Here is a 14,417-nt window from a genome sequence, read left to right as displayed (position 1 = left end):
GGCGCCCTCCATGCCCAATTCCCGCCTCTAGGTAATTTCGGGGGGTCTCGTAAGACCCCCCGATGCCCCCCCGTCGGGGCGGCGGCGAAGCCGCCGCTCGGAGCACTCCTCGATGCACCACGCGCTCGGTGGTCGGCGCCGAGGTCCTTCCGACACGCCCCGAGGACACAGGTCCGAGGAGCGCGCCGTAGGGCGAGGACCGAGGACGGCGGGATGCGGCGGCTATCGGCCCGGCGCCTAGATGCGTTCGAAGTTGCGGGTCAGCTCCCAGCACGTCACGGCCTGGTCGAACGCCTGCTGTTCGAGGCGGGCGCTGTGGAGGTAGTGCTCCACCACATCATGCCCGAACGCCTCTCGCGCGAGCCGAGAGCCCTGAAGCTCCTCGATCGCCTCCCGGAGCGTCTTGGGAACCTGCGGCAGGCTCGCGTCCTCGTAGGCGTTTCCCTCGTACATGGCCGGAGCCTTGAGCTTCTTGGCCATCCCGTGCAGACCGGCCGCGATGGTCGCCGCGAAGGCGAGGTATGGGTTGGCGTCGGCGCCGGGGATGCGGTTCTCCACCCGGAAGCCCGGCCCCTCGCCGCACAGCCGGAACCCGCACGTCCGGTTGTCCCACCCGGCGACGATGCGGGTCGGCGCGAAGGAGCCCGCTTGATAGCGCTTGTAGGAGTTGACGTAGGGCGCGTAGAAGTACGCGAACTCCCGCGCCATCGCCATCTGTCCGGCCAGCCAGTGGCCGAACAACACCGAACCCGTCCGCTTGCCCCGGTCGTGGAAGAGGTTGCGCTTGGCGGCCACGTCCCAGAGGCTCGAGTGGAGGTGGAAGGACGAACCGGCCGCCCCCATGTCGTACTTGGCCATGAAGGTGACCGACAGGCCCTGGGCGTGGGCGATTTCCTTGACGCCGTGCTTGTAGAGGCTGTGCCGGTCGGCCATCTCGAGCGCCTCGGCATACCGCAGGTTGATCTCTTCCTGGCCGCACCCCCATTCCCCCTTCGAGAACTCCACGGGGACCGCCGCCCCCTCCATCCCGTTCCGGATCGTCCGGACCAGACCTTCCTCCTTCGTCGTCTGCAGGATGTGGTAGTCCTCGAGATACTGGGAGACCGGCGTGAGGTCGTGGTACCGCCTGGCGCGCGCCTCCGCGAAGGACTCTTTGAAGATGTAGAGCTCGAGCTCGGAGCCGACCATGACCCGGTAGCCCGACTTCCGGGCGCGCTCGAGCTGACGCTTGAGGATCCACCGCGGGCTGACCTCGATCGGCTCGCCCTCCTCGGTATAGAGGTCGCAGAACACGAGGGCCGTCTTCGGCAGCCACGGGATGCGCCGCAGGGTCGAGAGGTCGGGCACGGCCTTCATGTCCTGGTAGCCCGTGGCCCAGGAGGCGAACTTGTAGCCGGGCAAGGGCTCCATGTCGACGTCCACCGTGAGGAGGTAGGCGCAGGCATGGACGCCGTCCCCGCTCACGTGGTCGAGGAAGTAGCGGCCGACGACGCGCTTCCCCATGAGCCGGCCTTGCGTATCGGGGAAGACCGTGAGGACCGTGTCGATTTCGTCCCGCCGGACGAGCGCCTCGAGCTCCTTCGGGTCGAGGTTGCCGCCCATGCCCCCTCCCAAGGACGTTCCGGACGTCTTCGACCGGGTGGGACCGCCCCCCGGCCGGCGAGGCGCCTCGGTCAGAAGTTGAACAGATCCTCCCGCCGGTGGCGGAAGGCGGGCAGCGTCTGGCGGATCCGCTCCTGCTCGCCGAAGTCGAGGTCGGCGACCACGACGCCCTCCCGGTAGCCGGCCCGCGCCAGGACCACGCCCCACGGATCCACGACCATCGCGTTGCCGTAACAGGACGCGGCCGGTGGGTGCGATCCACACTGAGCGGCCGCCAGCACGAAGGCCTGATTCTCGATCGCCCGCGCGCGGAGCAGCACTTCCCAGTGGTCCTTGCCGGTCTCCATCGTGAAGGCCGAGGGGACGGTGATGAGCCGCGCCCCCTGCGCGACCAGCCGCCGGTAGAGCTCCGGAAAGCGCAGGTCGTAGCAGATGCTGAGGCCCACCGTGACCCGGCCGAGCGGGGCCACGACGACCTCGTCTCCGGGCGCCATGGTGGCCGACTCCTGATAGACCTTCTCGTCGACCTCCACGTCGAACAGGTGGAGCTTCCGGTAGCGCGCGACGACGTCCCCGTCGGGGCTGAAGGCGAGGCTCGTGTTGAAGAAGCGCTCGCGGCCGGCGACGGCCTCCAGATACGACCCACCCACCAGCCAGAAGCGATACCGGGTCGCCAGCCGCCCCAGAAACTCGGAGGTCTCCCCGGGGATCGCCTCGGCCACCTCGGCATGGCGCTTGCGCGGGCCGAGGTACGTCCAGAGCTCCGGGAGAACGACGAGGTCCGGCCCCCAGGCGGCCGCCTGCGCGATCAGCCCCTCGGCCCGCTCGAGGTTCGCGGCCTTGTCGTCCTGACTGTTCATCTGTACCAGCGCGACACGCACGGAAGCCTCCTCTCCTCGGGTCAGCGAGTGGCGACGACGCTCGTCGCCGACACGCCTGCCATCCTAGCGCACTCCGCGCGGCGCACGCTACCGGACCGCCAGCGGAACCGGCGGGAGGAGCACGAAGAGAAGGGCGAGCGCGAAGACTCCGAGCGCCCGGCGCTTTCCGTCCAGCGGGGTGATGTCGTCCATGGGGGGGCCGTGGTGAAAGCCCATGAGGACGACGATCAGGGCGGGCCAGATGAGCCAGGTCGGGCTGCCGACGACGATCCCCAGCACGAGCAGCCCTCCGACCGCCGCCTTCGAGATCGCGCCGTGCCACCGCCCGAACAGCGCGTACACGAGGTGGCCCCCGTCCAGCTGGCCGGCCGGCATCAGGTTCAGCACCGTGACGAAGAAGCCGAACCAGGCGGCCACGCCGATCGGGTGGAGGAGGACGTCGTGGCCGGGCGGGAGCGGACCCAGCACCAGCCATTCGATCAGCTTGGGAAGGACCGCGTCGCCGAACTGGAGATAGTGCCCCTGACCGGCATCCCCGGCCGGCAGCCGGGCCACCGACGAGAGCTGGAGGCCGATTGCGTAGAGGGGCACCGCCACCACCAGCCCGGCCAGCGGTCCCGCCACGGCCATGTCGAAGAGGGACCGGCGATCCCGGACGGGGCCCCGGAGCCGGATGAAGGCTCCCAGTGTCCCCACCAGGAAGGGCGGGGGCACGGGGATGAAGTATGGCAGGGTGATCGGCATCCCGTGATGGCGTCCCACGGTGTAGTGTCCGAACTCGTGAACGACCAGGATCGCGAGAAGTGAGGCCGAGAAGGGGAGCCCCGCAAGGAGCCGGGTCGGGCTCAGCATGAGGTCGGCGAGCGGGACGTTGCCGAAAGACAGCGCGCCGGCGAGCAAGGTCGTGAGCACGGTACCGAGGAACAGGGCCAGGTTCACCAGGGGATTGGGACGGGCGGTCACTTCCGCGCGCGGCAGCGCGTAGATCCAGGTCGTGCCGCGCTCTTCGCGGAGGAACGGCGTGTACCCCTGGGGTCCGAGCCGCGCTTCGAGAGAGGCGAGCGCGGAGCCCGGAGCCACCCGGAGCCGGCCGCCGAACGCGACCGAGTGCCCCCAGATCTGGCGCTGCTCGACCGCCAGGACGTCATCGACCTGCCCCCGCAGGAAGAACTCCATCGGGAGCAGGTCTTCCCACCGGGCGGGAGGCTCAGGCGGACGGCGGCGCGGCCAGAGTCGCACGAGGGGATTGCCTCTGGCTCACCCTAACACGGCGCGCGGAGCGTCACAACGTCCCCACCCGCAGGACTCGCCCGGCGCGACACGCTACGACCCCGCCAGTCGCGCGACCAAGGTGCGCGCCGGGTGCAGGCCGCCGTCGAGATACACGGCGCCCACCACCGCCTCGAGGGCACTGGCCAGGATCGACTCCTTGTAGCGCCCTCCGCCCTGGTCCTCGCCGCGGCCGAGCCTGAGCTGCGCGGGCAGGTCGAGCCGGATCGCCCACGTCGCGAGGTTGGCGGCCGACACGAGCGCCGCCCGCTGCTGAGTCAGGACTCCGGGACCGTCGGCCGGCGACCGCGCGGCCAGCATCTCCGCCACCACCAAGCCGAGGACGGCATCACCCAGGAAGGCGAGCGTCTCGTTGTGGGCCGCCGGGGGGTGCTCGTGGGCGTACGAGCCGTGCGTGAGGGCGCGCACGAGGAGCTCGGGATCACGGAAGCCATGCCCGAGCCGAGCCTCGAGGTCGGCGACCGCGGGCTCGGGCACGCTCTGGAACGAGGGTCCTACTCCCGCGCCGCGGGTCCAGGCCCGAGCAGCGCCCGACCCCAACCCGAAGGCCGCGGCGCGGCGGATGCGACGGTTCTCGGCCCGGCGCTACGGGAAGCGGCGGAAGGCCAGCGTGGCATTCGTCCCACCAAAGCCAAAGCCATTCGACAGCGCGACGTCCACCTGGGTCTTGCGCGCCTCGTTCGGCACGTAGTCGAGGTCGCACTCGGGGTCGGGGACCTCGTAGTTGATGGTCGGGGGCAGGGTGCCGTGATACAGGGCGAGCACGGTCACGATGGCCTCCGCCCCGCCGGCCGCTCCCAGGAGGTGCCCGATCATCGACTTCGTCGACGATACCGCGAGTCGCTGGGCGTGCTCGCCGAACACGCGCTTGATCGACAGCGTCTCCGTCTTGTCGTTGTACGGCGTGGACGTCCCGTGGGCGTTGATGTAGCCGACGGCGCCGGGCTCGACGCCGCCGTCCCGCAGCGCGGCCGCCATCGCCCGGGTGGCGCCGTCACCCTCGGGGTCCGGCGCCGTCATGTGGTAGGCGTCGGCCGTCATCCCGTAGCCGATGATCTCGGCATAGATCCGCCCGCCCCGCCGGCGGGCGTGCTCGAGACTCTCCAGCACGATCACCCCGGCGCCCTCGCCCACCACGAAGCCGTCGCGCTGGGCGTCGAACGGCCGCGACGCCCGCCGCGGCTCGTCGTTCCGCGTCGACAGGGCCTTCATGGTGGAGAATCCTCCGATGCACAGCTCGGTGATGATGGCTTCGGACCCGCCGGCCAGCATGACGTCGGCGTCGCCTCGCTGGATGATCTTGAAGGCGTCGCCGATCGCGTGATTGCCCGTCGCGCAGGCCGTGATGACCGCCGAGTTCGGCCCCTTCAGCTTGTAACGCATGGAGAGGTGCCCGGAGGCCATGTTGACGATCAGCGAGGGAACGAAGAAGGGTGAGATCCGGCCCGGTCCCTTTTCCTTCAGGACGTCGTGCCACTGCAGGATCGACTCGATCCCCCCGATGCCCGACCCGATCAGGCAACCGGCCCGGGCCGGATCCACCTGACTGAAGTCGATCTTCGTGTCTTCCACCGCATCCACGCCGGCGGCCAGGGCGTAGTGGATGAAGCGGTCCATCTTCTTCACTTCCTTCTTCTCGACGTACCGGAGCGGATCGAAGCCCTTGACCTCGCCGGCGATGCGCGCGTCCAGGCGCGTGGGATCGAAGCGGGTGATCGGGCCGATGCCCGAGCGTCCCTCGCAGACCGCCGCCCAGAACTCCGCGGCCGTGTTGCCGACCGGCGTCACCGCGCCGACTCCGGTGACTACGACCCGCCTCTTCCCCTCCACCGCCATCACCCGTCCCCCCGACCGCCTTCGGTCAGGACTGATTGTCCTTGATGTACTGGATCGCGTCGCCGACCGTCGTGATCTTCTCCGCGTCCTCGTCCGGTATCTCCAGGTCGAACTCCTCCTCGAACGCCATCACCAGCTCGACCGTGTCCAGCGAGTCGGCCCCGAGGTCCTCGATGAACTTGGCAGCCGGGGTGACCTCGTTCTCCTCGACCCCGAGCTGCTCGCAGATGATCTCTTTCACCCGCTCTTCAATGGACTTGGTGGTCATGACCGAGCCCCCTCCTCCTCCTCACATGTACAACCCGCCGTTCACGTGAATGACCTGGCCCGTGATGTAGGAGGCGGCCTCCGAAGCCAAGAAGCGCACGACCTCCGCCACCTCGTCCGGCGTCCCGATCCGCTTCAACGGGATCTGAGCAATGTACGCCTCGCGCATCTCGCCTGGCAGGGCGGCGGTCATGTCCGTCGCGATGAGGCCCGGCGCGACCGCGTTCACCAGGATACCCCAGTGCGCCAACTCGCGCGCGGCCGACTTCGTGAGCCCGATAATCCCGGCCTTGGCCGCCGAGTAGTTGGCCTGCCCGGCGGTGCCCATCACCCCCGCCGTGGAGGCGATGTTGATGATCCGCCCGGACCGCTGCCGGATCATGAGGCGGGCCGCCGCCCGCATGGCCTGGAACGCCCCGCGCAGGTTCACGCCCAGGACGTCGTCCCAGTCGGGGTCCTTCATCCGGATCAGGAGCCCGTCGCGCGTGATCCCGGCGTTGTTGACCAGGAGATCGATCCGCCCGAAGCGCTGCTGGGCTTCGCCGATCAGGCGTTGCACGTCATCGCCCCGAGCCATGTCGGCGACCACCCCGACCGCCTGCCCACCGCTGGCCTCGATCTCCCGGGCCGTCTCCTCGACCCGCGCCGCGTCCCGGCCGGACAGGACGACCGAGAACCGGTCGGCCGTCAGGGCGCGGGCCACGGCCCGGCCGATGCCCCGGGTTCCGCCCGTGACGATCGCGACTCGCGCCGCCGGCTCACCGGCCATCGGACGATCCGATCAGCTCGGCGCGCCCAGGGCTGCGCTGGCCCTGTCCAGAGCCGCCGGATCCTCCACCGCCAGGCCCGCCAGCGTTCCGTCGATGCGCTTGAGCAAGCCGGTCAGCACCCGCCCGGGACCGACTTCGAGGAACATGGTGGCGCCCTCGGCCGCCATCCGCCCCACGCAGTCGGTCCACCGGACCGGCGCCGTCACCTGCCGCACGAGAAAGGGTCGCACCTCTTCGGCGCTCTTGGTGAGGCCGGCATCCACGTTCCGCACGACCGGAAGCCGCGGCGCGGCGACGGCAACCTCCTCGAGCGCCCGGACCAGCCGCTCGGCCGCCGGGGCCATGAGCCGGCAATGGAACGGCGCGCTGACCGGCAGGAGCACGCTCCGCTTCCCGCCCCGGCTGGCCGCCAGGGCGACCGCCCGCTCGACGGCGCTCCGGTGTCCCGCGACCACGACCTGCACCGGCGAGTTGACGTTGGCGATGTCGACCACATCATCGCCCGCGGCCTCCCGGCAGATCGCCTCGACGACGGGGAGGTCCAGCCCGAGGATCGCCGCCATCGCCCCCGTCCCCACCGGGACCGCCTCCTGCATGAACTCTCCGCGCCGGCGTACGAGCCGCACCGCGTCGGCGAAGGTCAGGGCCTCCGCCACCACGAGCGCCGAGTACTCGCCGAGGCTGTGGCCGGCCACGATCCGGGGAGTGACGCCCCGCTCGGCGAGGACGGCCGCAGCCGCCACGCTGACCGTGAGGATGGCCGGCTGGGCGTTGGTGGTCAGCTGGAGGCTGGCCTCGGGGCCGTCGAAGCAGAGCCGGGCGAGATCGAACCCGAGGGCGCCACCGGCCTCCTCGAACAGCGCCCGCGCCCGCGACGAAGCATCGTGGAAGTCCCGGCCCATGCCGACGGCCTGAGAGCCCTGACCCGGAAAGCAGAATGCCAGCGAGCGCTCACCCGTCACGGCCGACGGCCCCACCGGCGGGTCACGAGGGCCGAGGACCCGCCGAGGGAGTCGGCTTGTCCTCGGCGCGCGGGCGTCGCGGCTCGGCGATCGACTGGCCGAGCTCTCCGGCCAGCGCCGCCCGGATGTGCGCGTTGACGTCGGTCCGTACCCACTCGGCAGCGGCGCGGATCGCGTTCTTCACCGCGCGGGGCGGCGAGGCGCCGTGACTGATGATGCAGGCGCCGTTGATCCCGAGGAACGGCGCGCCGCCGAGCTCGTTGTAGTCCACGCGCTTCCAGAAACGGCGGAACGCCGGACGCACGAGCAGGGCGCCGAGCTTCGCCATGGGCGTCCGCGTCAGCTCCTCGCGGATGAGGTGCAGGATCATGTCGGCCAGGCTCTCCGAGATCTTGAGCGCCACGTTGCCGGTGAAGCCGTCGGTGACCACGACATCGACCGAGCCATTGTAAATGTCCCGGCCCTCCACATTGCCGGCGAAGTTCAGCGGCATCGCCTCGAGTGTCTTGAAGACCTCGCGGACGAGCTCGTTGCCTTTGCCCTCCTCCTCCCCGACCGAGAGCAGGCCCACGCGCGGGGCCTGGACTCCGAGGATGTCCCGGGCATAGACATGTCCCATCAGCGCGTACTGCACGAGGTGCCGCGGCTTGGGGTCCATGTTGGCGCCGACGTCGAGCAGGATGGTGCGACCCTTGAGGTTCGGCAGCGGGACCGCGATGGCCGGACGGTCCACGCCGGGCAGGACCCCGAGCGTGAACATGGCGATGGCCATGGCGGCGCCGGTGTTGCCGGCCGAGATGAAGGCCGCCGCTTCGCCGTCCCGGACCAGCTCGGCGGCCACCCGCATCGAGGAGTCACGCTTGCGGCGGAGGGCGTGGGAGGGCGGCTCGTCCATGGTCACGACCTGCGAGGCGTGGCGGACGGTGATCCGGAGACTCCGGACCTGGTACCGGGAGAGCTCGCGCTCGAGGGTCGCCTTGTCGCCGACCAGCGTCACCTCGAGGCCGTACTCCCGGGCCGCCCCGACCGCCCCCTCGACCGTGACCGGGGGTCCTGCGTCACCGCCCATCGCATCGACCGCAATCCTCATGGGAGCTCGAGGCGTCCTGGGCGGGGTGGTCCGCTATGTGCCCTCGACCGAGAGGACCTCCCGTCCCTTGTAGTAGCCGCAGTGCGGGCAGACCCGGTGGGGCGGCTTGGCTTCACGACATTGCGGGCAGACGGAGAGGGTCGGGCCGGCGAGCTTGTAGTGGGTCCGGCGCTTGCGCCCCCGGGTCCGTGAGTGTCGACGCTTTGGTAGCGGCATGCGTGATGGCTCCTATAGTCGGCGTCGCAGCGCCTCCAGTGGCGCCAGACGCGGATCGGCGGCGCGCGCTTCGCACGCGCAGGCGACCAGGTTCCGGTTACCGCCGCAGACGGGGCACAGCCCGCGACAGTCGGGGCGGCAGAGGGGTTTCATCGGGAGGGCCAGGTGCGTCTCGCTCCGCAGCAGGCTCGCCACGTCCAGGATGTCGCCCTGGTAGAAATCGACCTCGAGATCGTCGGGTGAGAGCTCGACCTCCTCGCGGGCCGAGGGGGTGGGCATGAGATGAAGGTCCAGGTCGGGCCCAACGGCGCTAGCGATGGGCTCCAGGCACCGGCTGCAGAGGAAGCGGGCGGTGGCCCGGAAACTGCCGCTGACGGCCACCTCCCCTCCCTGACGCTCGATCAAGAGGGACACCGCGTCCAGGCTCCAGCCCTCGTCGGGAAACACGTCCTCCACCTCGGTCACGGACTCGACGCGCAGGCCTTCTTCCGGAATCTCGGAGACTCGAACCAGCATCGCGTTCACCTGGCAAGCCCAGCACCTGAATAAGTGCCGGAAAAATCAGGAGTTCTTAAGCATCGCATTATACGAGCGGCTCCCGGGGGTGTCAAGGGAAAAGGCCGGAGACGCCTCGCCGTTCCGCGGTGTCGCTTCCTTGACGCTCTCCCGGGCCGATGTTAGGCTCTCCAGTGGGAACGGGTCTTCGAAGCTCTGCCGGGAGGAGACGCGCCCAATGGTCAACACGCTCAAGACCACGCTACTGCTCGGTCTGCTGACCGGCCTCTTCCTCGCCATCGGCGGATGGCTCGGCGGCCAGTCCGGGATGGTATTCGCGTTCGTGCTGGCCCTGGTGATGAACTTCGCCTCGTACTGGTTCTCGGACAAGATCGTCCTGGCCATGTACAGCGCCCAGCCGATCTCGGAAGGCGACGCGCCGGTCGTCTACCGCATCGTCCGGAACCTGGCCACCAAGGCGCAGATCCCCATGCCCCGGCTCTATCTCCTCCCCTCCCCCACCCCGAACGCCTTCGCCACCGGGCGGAGCCCGCAGCATGCGGCGGTGGCCGTCACCGAGGGTATCCTCCGGATCATGGACGAGCGGGAACTGGAGGGCGTGCTGGCCCACGAGCTGTCGCACGTCCTGAACCGGGACGTCCTCATCTCCACCATCGCGGCGACACTCGCCGGTGCCGTGATGATGATCGCCAACATGGCTCGGTGGGCCGCCTTCTTCGGCACCTCGCGCGACAGCGAGGAGGGTGGGATGAACCCGATCGCGCTCGTCGTCACCGCCATCGTGGCGCCGATCGCCGCCCTGTTGATCCAGATGGCCGTCTCCCGGGCCCGGGAATTCCAGGCCGACGCCTCCGGCGCCCGCCTGACCCGCCAGCCCGAGGGGCTCGCCTCCGCGCTCGCCAAGCTGGAGCAGGCGAGCCGGATCGTCCCGATGGACGCGAGCCCGGCCACCGCCCACCTGTTCATCGTGAACCCGCTCAGCGGGCGGAGCCTCCTGAGCCTCTTCTCGACCCACCCGCCGATCGAGGAGCGGATCGCCCGGCTCCGGGCCATGCGCGTATAGCTTCGAAGGGGGGCGGTGCCCCCTTCGAGCTTCCCCCCAGGTTGCGCGGGCGAAGCCCGCGCTCGGAGCGCTTCGTCCTTACCTGTGCGATAGACAAACCGTTGGCGGCACTCCCGATGCGTGCGGGTTCGGGGCAGAGCGCGAGCTCGCTGGTAGTATGTTGGACGTGCCATGATCGAGGTGGCGGGCCTCACCAAGGTCTATGGGGCCAGTGTGGCCCTGCGCCGCGTCAGCCTGACGGTCCCGGCCGGTGCCGTGCTGACCGTGCTCGGGCCCAACGGCTCCGGCAAGACGACGCTCCTCCGGCTCCTGGCGACGTTGATCCGGCCGACAGCCGGCGGCGGCCGGATCGGCGGCTATGATCTGGTGGCCGATCGCGATGCCGTGCGCCGGCTGGTGGGACTGATCGGACACGGGACCCAGCTCTACGACGACCTCACGCCGGCTGAGAACCTGGCCTTCGCCGCTACGCTGGATGCCTCGACATCGGATCCGGACGCCCTGGGAGTCGCGTTGGCCCGGATGGGCGTCGACGCCCAGGGGCCGACCCGGGTGCGTGAGCTGTCGAGCGGGATGCGCCGGCGGGTCGCGCTGGCCCGGGTGATGCTCCGCCGTCCGCGAGTGTTACTCCTCGACGAGCCCTTCGCGGGCCTCGACCACGACGGGCGGAAACGCCTCGACGAGTACCTCCACGAGTTCAAGGCTGCCGGCGGGGCCGCGGTGCTCGTCACGCACAGCGTGGGCCGAGGGCTCGCCCTGGCGGATCGCGTGGCGATCCTGGCCGGAGGGCGCCTCGTCGTGGACCAGCCCCGGGAATCACTGACGCCCGACGCGCTCGAGCGGCTGTACCTGGCGGCGACCGACGGCGAGGCGTGATGCCAGGCGGAACCGCCTTTCTGCGAAGCGCGCGAGCCGTCTTCTGGAAAGACCTGCTCGTCGAGCGGCGCGCCAAGGAGGGCGCGAATGCGCTCGCCTTCTTCGCCATCCTGCTCCTCTTCCTCTTCTACTTCGCGCTCGGGCCCGACCGCGAGCGGATCCGGGCGGCGCTCCCCGGACTCTTCTGGCTCGCCTTCCTGCTGGCCGGGCTCCTGGCCCTGGGTCGGTCCTTCGCCCTGGAACGCGAGAACGACTGCCTCGACGGGCTCGTCCTGATGCCCGGGGACAAGGGTGGGATCTACCTGGGGAAGCTGGCGGGCACCACCGCGCTCATGTGGAGCATGGAGCTCGCCTTCATCGTGGCCACCGGCCTCCTCTACAACCTCGACCTCTGGCCGGCCATCCCTCGGCTCCTCCTGGTCGCGTTCGTCGGGACCGTCGGGTTCGCGGCGATCGGCACGCTCTTCGCCGCCATGACGGCCCAGCTCCGCGCGCGCGAGGTGCTGCTGCCGGTCCTCCTCCTGCCGCTCGTGATACCGGTACTCGTGGCCTCGGTGCGGCTGACCGAGGGGGCCCTCGGCGGGGAACCCTGGGCGGCCTCGGCCGCCTGGTGGCAGCTCCTGCTCGGCTTCGACATCGTGTTCGTCGTGGCCGGGCTGCTGACCTTCGAGTTCATCCTGGAGGCGTGAGGATGCCACGCGGACTCGGCGCGACCGCCGCGGCCCTGCTCCTCCTGGGCCTCGGGGCGGCCCTCGGCTACGCCCCGCGGGACGCGGTCCAGGGCAACGTGCAGCGGATCATGTACCTCCACGTACCGGCGATCCTGACGGCGTACGTCGCGATCGCCGTGGTGCTGGCGGCGAGCATCGCCTATCTCGGCGGCCGTCGCGCCGTGTGGGACCGGGTGGCGGTGGCCGCCGCCGAGCTCGCGGTCTGCTTCATCGGCCTCACCCTGGTCACCGGATCCATCTGGGGCAAGCCCACCTGGGGCACGTGGTGGACGTGGGATGCGCGGCTGACCTCCACCGCCGTCCTGTTCGTGATCTATCTCGGCTACCTCTTGCTGCGGAGCGTGGTCGAGGATCGCGAGCGCGCCGCCACCTACGCGGCCGTGCTCGGCATCCTGGGCGCCCTCGACGTGCCGATCATCCACTTCTCGGTCCAGTGGTGGCGCACGCTGCACCAGCCGGCCACCGTGCTCCGCCCACAGGCGCCCACGATGGACGGCGCGATGCTGGTGGCGCTCGCGGTCAACGTGGCGGCCTTCCTCTGCACCTTCGCCTATCTCCTGAGCCGGCGCTATCGCCTGCTCACGCTGGAAACGGAGGCGGCGACCCGCGCCTGGCAGTAGGTCATCGGAGGGGCCTCTGCGGCCCCCTCCGAGGGATTTACAGGCGTGGGATACTTGAGCCATGGCGCCTTTGCTCCAGCCCGTCACGCACGACACGATCGAGGCTCCGGGCTCGCGCCCCGGCGACGCGGTGTCCAGCCCGGCCGACGATTCGCTCCTCGACGCCTACTCGCGCGCCGTCGTCCGCGCGGCGGAACGGGTCAGCCCCTCCGTCGTGAACATCGAGGTGGCCAAGGGACCGGGACCGTCCCGGGCGACCGACCCATCGGGGCCGGACGGAAGGCGCGGCACCGGCTCGGGCTTCGTCTTCACGCCCGACGGCTTCGTCCTGACCGCGAGCCACGTCGTTCACGGCGCAGCGCACATCCAGGTCACGCTGGGTGACGGCCGGGCGCTGCCGGCGGCGATGGTCGGCGACGATCCGGAAACCGACCTGGCCGTGGTCCGCATCCAGGCGCCAGAGCTCATCCCGGCGCGCCTGGGGGACTCCGGGCGGCTTCGCGTGGGGCAGCTCGTCGTGGCCATCGGGAACCCCTACGGCTTCCAGTGCACCGTGACCGCCGGCGTGGTGAGCGCCCTGGGGCGCACCATCCGCTCGAGCTCGGGACGGCTCATCGACAACGTCATCCAGACCGATGCGGCGCTCAACCCCGGCAGCTCGGGCGGCCCCCTCGTCACCTCGGCCGGAGAGGTGATCGGTGTCAACACGGCCGTCATCCTGCCCGCCCAGGGGCTCTGCTTCGCCATCGCCATCGACACCGCGACCTTCGTGGCCGCCCGTCTCATCCGAGATGGCCGGGTCCGGCGCGGCTACATCGGGGTGGCCGGCCAGACGGTCCCGCTCTCCCGCCGGGTGGTGCGCCGCCACGGTCTCGCCGTCGAGAGCGGCGTCCGGGTGACGTCGGTAGAGGCCGGGAGCCCCGCCGGCCGGGCGGGCCTGGCGGACGGCGACGTGATCGTGGCGTTCGACGGCCAGCCGATCGCCAGCGTCGACGACCTGCATCGGCTCCTGACCGAGGCGCGGGTCGGGGTGCGGGCGTCGCTCGGGACCCTCCGGGGCGCCGAGGCCCTCGCCCTCGACATCGTTCCCGGGGACTCGGAATCGCGTCCGAGGTCGTGAGCGCGCGTCGCGTGGCCCGCCCCGGCGACGCAGCTTCCTTGTGGGGGGCGCGCTCCTGGAGTATCCTCAAGGATCGAATCAAGGTTCGAATCGCGTCGCCATGAATCACTGGGCCTTCGTCGCCGCCGCGTATGCCACCGCGGCCGTGCTCCTCGCCGGGTACTGGTGGTGGGTAGAACGGCGAATCCGGGCTCTCGAGGGGCACTCCGGAGCGCGCGGGGAAGTGAGCCCGTGAAGGAATCGAGCGGGACGCAGCGGTGCGGGGACGACGGGACGCAGACGGCTGCTGGTGGGGGGGGTTGGGGGGGAGCGGCAGCAGGCGCTCCCGCCCCAAGTTGAAATGATGCGGAGGCCCCGGAAGTTCCTCCTCGGCGGGGCGGTCATCGCGCTTGCCCTGGCCGGGCTCGTGGTGACCGGAGTCCGCCAGTCGGTCGTGTACTTCGTCACGCCCTCCGAGCTCACGGCCGCGACCGACAGGACGGCGGGCAAGGCATACCGCCTGGGCGGAATGGTGGTGAAGGGCTCGCTCCAGAAGGACCCGGCCACTCTCGAGCAGCGCTTCCTCCTGTCGGACGGC

Annotated in this window: 18 protein-coding genes; 7 read left to right on the top strand and 11 right to left on the bottom strand. The window is 70.5% G+C overall.

Going from position 1 to position 14,417, the window contains the following annotated elements; genetic code table 11:
* Positions 1–237: 237 nt before the first annotated feature.
* From VGW35_19745 to VGW35_19695, 11 genes are all read right to left on the bottom strand, one after another.
* Entirely contained in the window at positions 238–1,602 is a 1,365-nt protein-coding gene (locus VGW35_19745) for a glutamine synthetase family protein (GenBank protein ID HEV8309903.1), read from the bottom strand.
* 71 nt (positions 1,603–1,673) lie between these two features.
* A complete protein-coding gene (locus tag VGW35_19740; protein HEV8309902.1) occupies positions 1,674–2,483 on the bottom strand; it encodes a carbon-nitrogen hydrolase family protein in 810 nt (269 codons plus the stop codon).
* Positions 2,484–2,570: 87 nt separating this feature from the next.
* Entirely contained in the window at positions 2,571–3,659 is a 1,089-nt protein-coding gene (locus VGW35_19735) for a site-2 protease family protein (protein HEV8309901.1), read from the bottom strand.
* A 147-nt stretch (positions 3,660–3,806) separates the two neighbouring features.
* On the bottom strand, positions 3,807–4,250 hold the full coding sequence (locus VGW35_19730) for a ribonuclease III domain-containing protein (protein ID HEV8309900.1): 444 nt from the start codon (positions 4,248–4,250) through the stop codon (positions 3,807–3,809).
* A gap of 108 nt (positions 4,251–4,358) precedes the next feature.
* Positions 4,359–5,609, bottom strand: coding sequence for a beta-ketoacyl-ACP synthase II (gene fabF, locus VGW35_19725; protein HEV8309899.1), 1,251 nt, complete (start codon positions 5,607–5,609; stop codon positions 4,359–4,361).
* A gap of 25 nt (positions 5,610–5,634) precedes the next feature.
* Positions 5,635–5,877 (bottom strand): acyl carrier protein, encoded by a 243-nt coding sequence (gene acpP / locus VGW35_19720; protein HEV8309898.1) that lies wholly within the window; start codon positions 5,875–5,877, stop codon positions 5,635–5,637.
* Between the two features lie 21 nt (positions 5,878–5,898).
* Entirely contained in the window at positions 5,899–6,645 is a 747-nt protein-coding gene (gene fabG, locus VGW35_19715) for a 3-oxoacyl-[acyl-carrier-protein] reductase (protein HEV8309897.1), read from the bottom strand.
* A gap of 12 nt (positions 6,646–6,657) precedes the next feature.
* Positions 6,658–7,608, bottom strand: coding sequence for an ACP S-malonyltransferase (gene fabD / locus VGW35_19710; protein ID HEV8309896.1), 951 nt, complete (start codon positions 7,606–7,608; stop codon positions 6,658–6,660).
* A 22-nt stretch (positions 7,609–7,630) separates the two neighbouring features.
* Positions 7,631–8,698 carry a phosphate acyltransferase PlsX gene (gene plsX, locus VGW35_19705; protein HEV8309895.1) on the bottom strand — a complete coding sequence of 356 codons (1,068 nt, stop codon included), beginning with the start codon at positions 8,696–8,698 and terminating at the stop codon, positions 7,631–7,633.
* Positions 8,699–8,731: 33 nt separating this feature from the next.
* A complete protein-coding gene (gene rpmF, locus VGW35_19700) occupies positions 8,732–8,914 on the bottom strand; it encodes a 50S ribosomal protein L32 (protein HEV8309894.1) in 183 nt (60 codons plus the stop codon).
* A 12-nt stretch (positions 8,915–8,926) separates the two neighbouring features.
* On the bottom strand, positions 8,927–9,430 hold the full coding sequence (locus VGW35_19695) for a DUF177 domain-containing protein (GenBank protein ID HEV8309893.1): 504 nt from the start codon (positions 9,428–9,430) through the stop codon (positions 8,927–8,929).
* A 217-nt stretch (positions 9,431–9,647) separates the two neighbouring features.
* Here VGW35_19695 and htpX point away from each other — a divergent pair, with 217 nt between their 5' ends.
* From htpX to VGW35_19660, 7 genes are all read left to right on the top strand, one after another.
* A complete protein-coding gene (htpX, locus tag VGW35_19690) occupies positions 9,648–10,493 on the top strand; it encodes a zinc metalloprotease HtpX (protein HEV8309892.1) in 846 nt (281 codons plus the stop codon).
* A gap of 171 nt (positions 10,494–10,664) precedes the next feature.
* Complete coding sequence (gene ccmA, locus VGW35_19685) at positions 10,665–11,369, top strand: heme ABC exporter ATP-binding protein CcmA (GenBank protein HEV8309891.1); 705 nt, start codon at positions 10,665–10,667, stop codon at positions 11,367–11,369.
* The gene (locus VGW35_19680) at positions 11,369–12,058 is read left to right on the top strand and encodes a heme exporter protein CcmB (GenBank protein HEV8309890.1); all 690 of its coding nucleotides are present in this window, start codon (positions 11,369–11,371) and stop codon (positions 12,056–12,058) included. Before ccmA ends, VGW35_19680 begins: the two co-directional genes overlap by 1 nt.
* Positions 12,059–12,060: 2 nt before the next feature.
* Entirely contained in the window at positions 12,061–12,720 is a 660-nt protein-coding gene (gene ccmC, locus VGW35_19675; GenBank protein HEV8309889.1) for a heme ABC transporter permease CcmC, read from the top strand.
* 61 nt (positions 12,721–12,781) lie between these two features.
* Positions 12,782–13,840 carry a trypsin-like peptidase domain-containing protein gene (locus VGW35_19670; protein ID HEV8309888.1) on the top strand — a complete coding sequence of 353 codons (1,059 nt, stop codon included), beginning with the start codon at positions 12,782–12,784 and terminating at the stop codon, positions 13,838–13,840.
* A gap of 100 nt (positions 13,841–13,940) precedes the next feature.
* The gene (locus VGW35_19665) at positions 13,941–14,075 is read left to right on the top strand and encodes a hypothetical protein (GenBank protein ID HEV8309887.1); all 135 of its coding nucleotides are present in this window, start codon (positions 13,941–13,943) and stop codon (positions 14,073–14,075) included.
* A gap of 105 nt (positions 14,076–14,180) precedes the next feature.
* On the top strand, positions 14,181–14,417 hold a 237-nt coding region (locus VGW35_19660), incomplete at its 3' end, for a cytochrome c maturation protein CcmE (GenBank protein ID HEV8309886.1).

The organism is Candidatus Methylomirabilota bacterium, from assembly GCA_036005065.1.
Taxonomy (GTDB): Bacteria; Methylomirabilota; Methylomirabilia; order Rokubacteriales; family DASRDR01; genus DASYQW01.
This window is presented reverse-complemented; position numbering and strand designations above follow the sequence as displayed.

What these genes read in the sequence shown, in the direction of transcription:
- fabF (HEV8309899.1), bottom strand. Translation starts at nt 5,609, where the DNA reads ATGGCGGTGGAGGGGAAGAGGCGGGTCGTAGTCACCGGAGTCGGCGCG.
- fabG (HEV8309897.1), bottom strand. Translation starts at nt 6,645, where the DNA reads ATGGCCGGTGAGCCGGCGGCGCGAGTCGCGATCGTCACGGGCGGAACC.
- ccmA (HEV8309891.1), top strand. Translation starts at nt 10,665, where the DNA reads ATGATCGAGGTGGCGGGCCTCACCAAGGTCTATGGGGCCAGTGTGGCC.
- VGW35_19670 (HEV8309888.1), top strand. Translation starts at nt 12,782, where the DNA reads ATGGCGCCTTTGCTCCAGCCCGTCACGCACGACACGATCGAGGCTCCG.
- VGW35_19665 (HEV8309887.1), top strand. Translation starts at nt 13,941, where the DNA reads ATGAATCACTGGGCCTTCGTCGCCGCCGCGTATGCCACCGCGGCCGTG.
- acpP (HEV8309898.1), bottom strand. Translation starts at nt 5,877, where the DNA reads ATGACCACCAAGTCCATTGAAGAGCGGGTGAAAGAGATCATCTGCGAG.
- VGW35_19745 (HEV8309903.1), bottom strand. Translation starts at nt 1,602, where the DNA reads ATGGGCGGCAACCTCGACCCGAAGGAGCTCGAGGCGCTCGTCCGGCGG.
- plsX (HEV8309895.1), bottom strand. Translation starts at nt 8,698, where the DNA reads ATGAGGATTGCGGTCGATGCGATGGGCGGTGACGCAGGACCCCCGGTC.
- htpX (HEV8309892.1), top strand. Translation starts at nt 9,648, where the DNA reads ATGGTCAACACGCTCAAGACCACGCTACTGCTCGGTCTGCTGACCGGC.
- VGW35_19680 (HEV8309890.1), top strand. Translation starts at nt 11,369, where the DNA reads ATGCCAGGCGGAACCGCCTTTCTGCGAAGCGCGCGAGCCGTCTTCTGG.
- VGW35_19735 (HEV8309901.1), bottom strand. Translation starts at nt 3,659, where the DNA reads ATGGAGTTCTTCCTGCGGGGGCAGGTCGATGACGTCCTGGCGGTCGAG.
- rpmF (HEV8309894.1), bottom strand. Translation starts at nt 8,914, where the DNA reads ATGCCGCTACCAAAGCGTCGACACTCACGGACCCGGGGGCGCAAGCGC.
- ccmC (HEV8309889.1), top strand. Translation starts at nt 12,061, where the DNA reads ATGCCACGCGGACTCGGCGCGACCGCCGCGGCCCTGCTCCTCCTGGGC.
- VGW35_19695 (HEV8309893.1), bottom strand. Translation starts at nt 9,430, where the DNA reads ATGCTGGTTCGAGTCTCCGAGATTCCGGAAGAAGGCCTGCGCGTCGAG.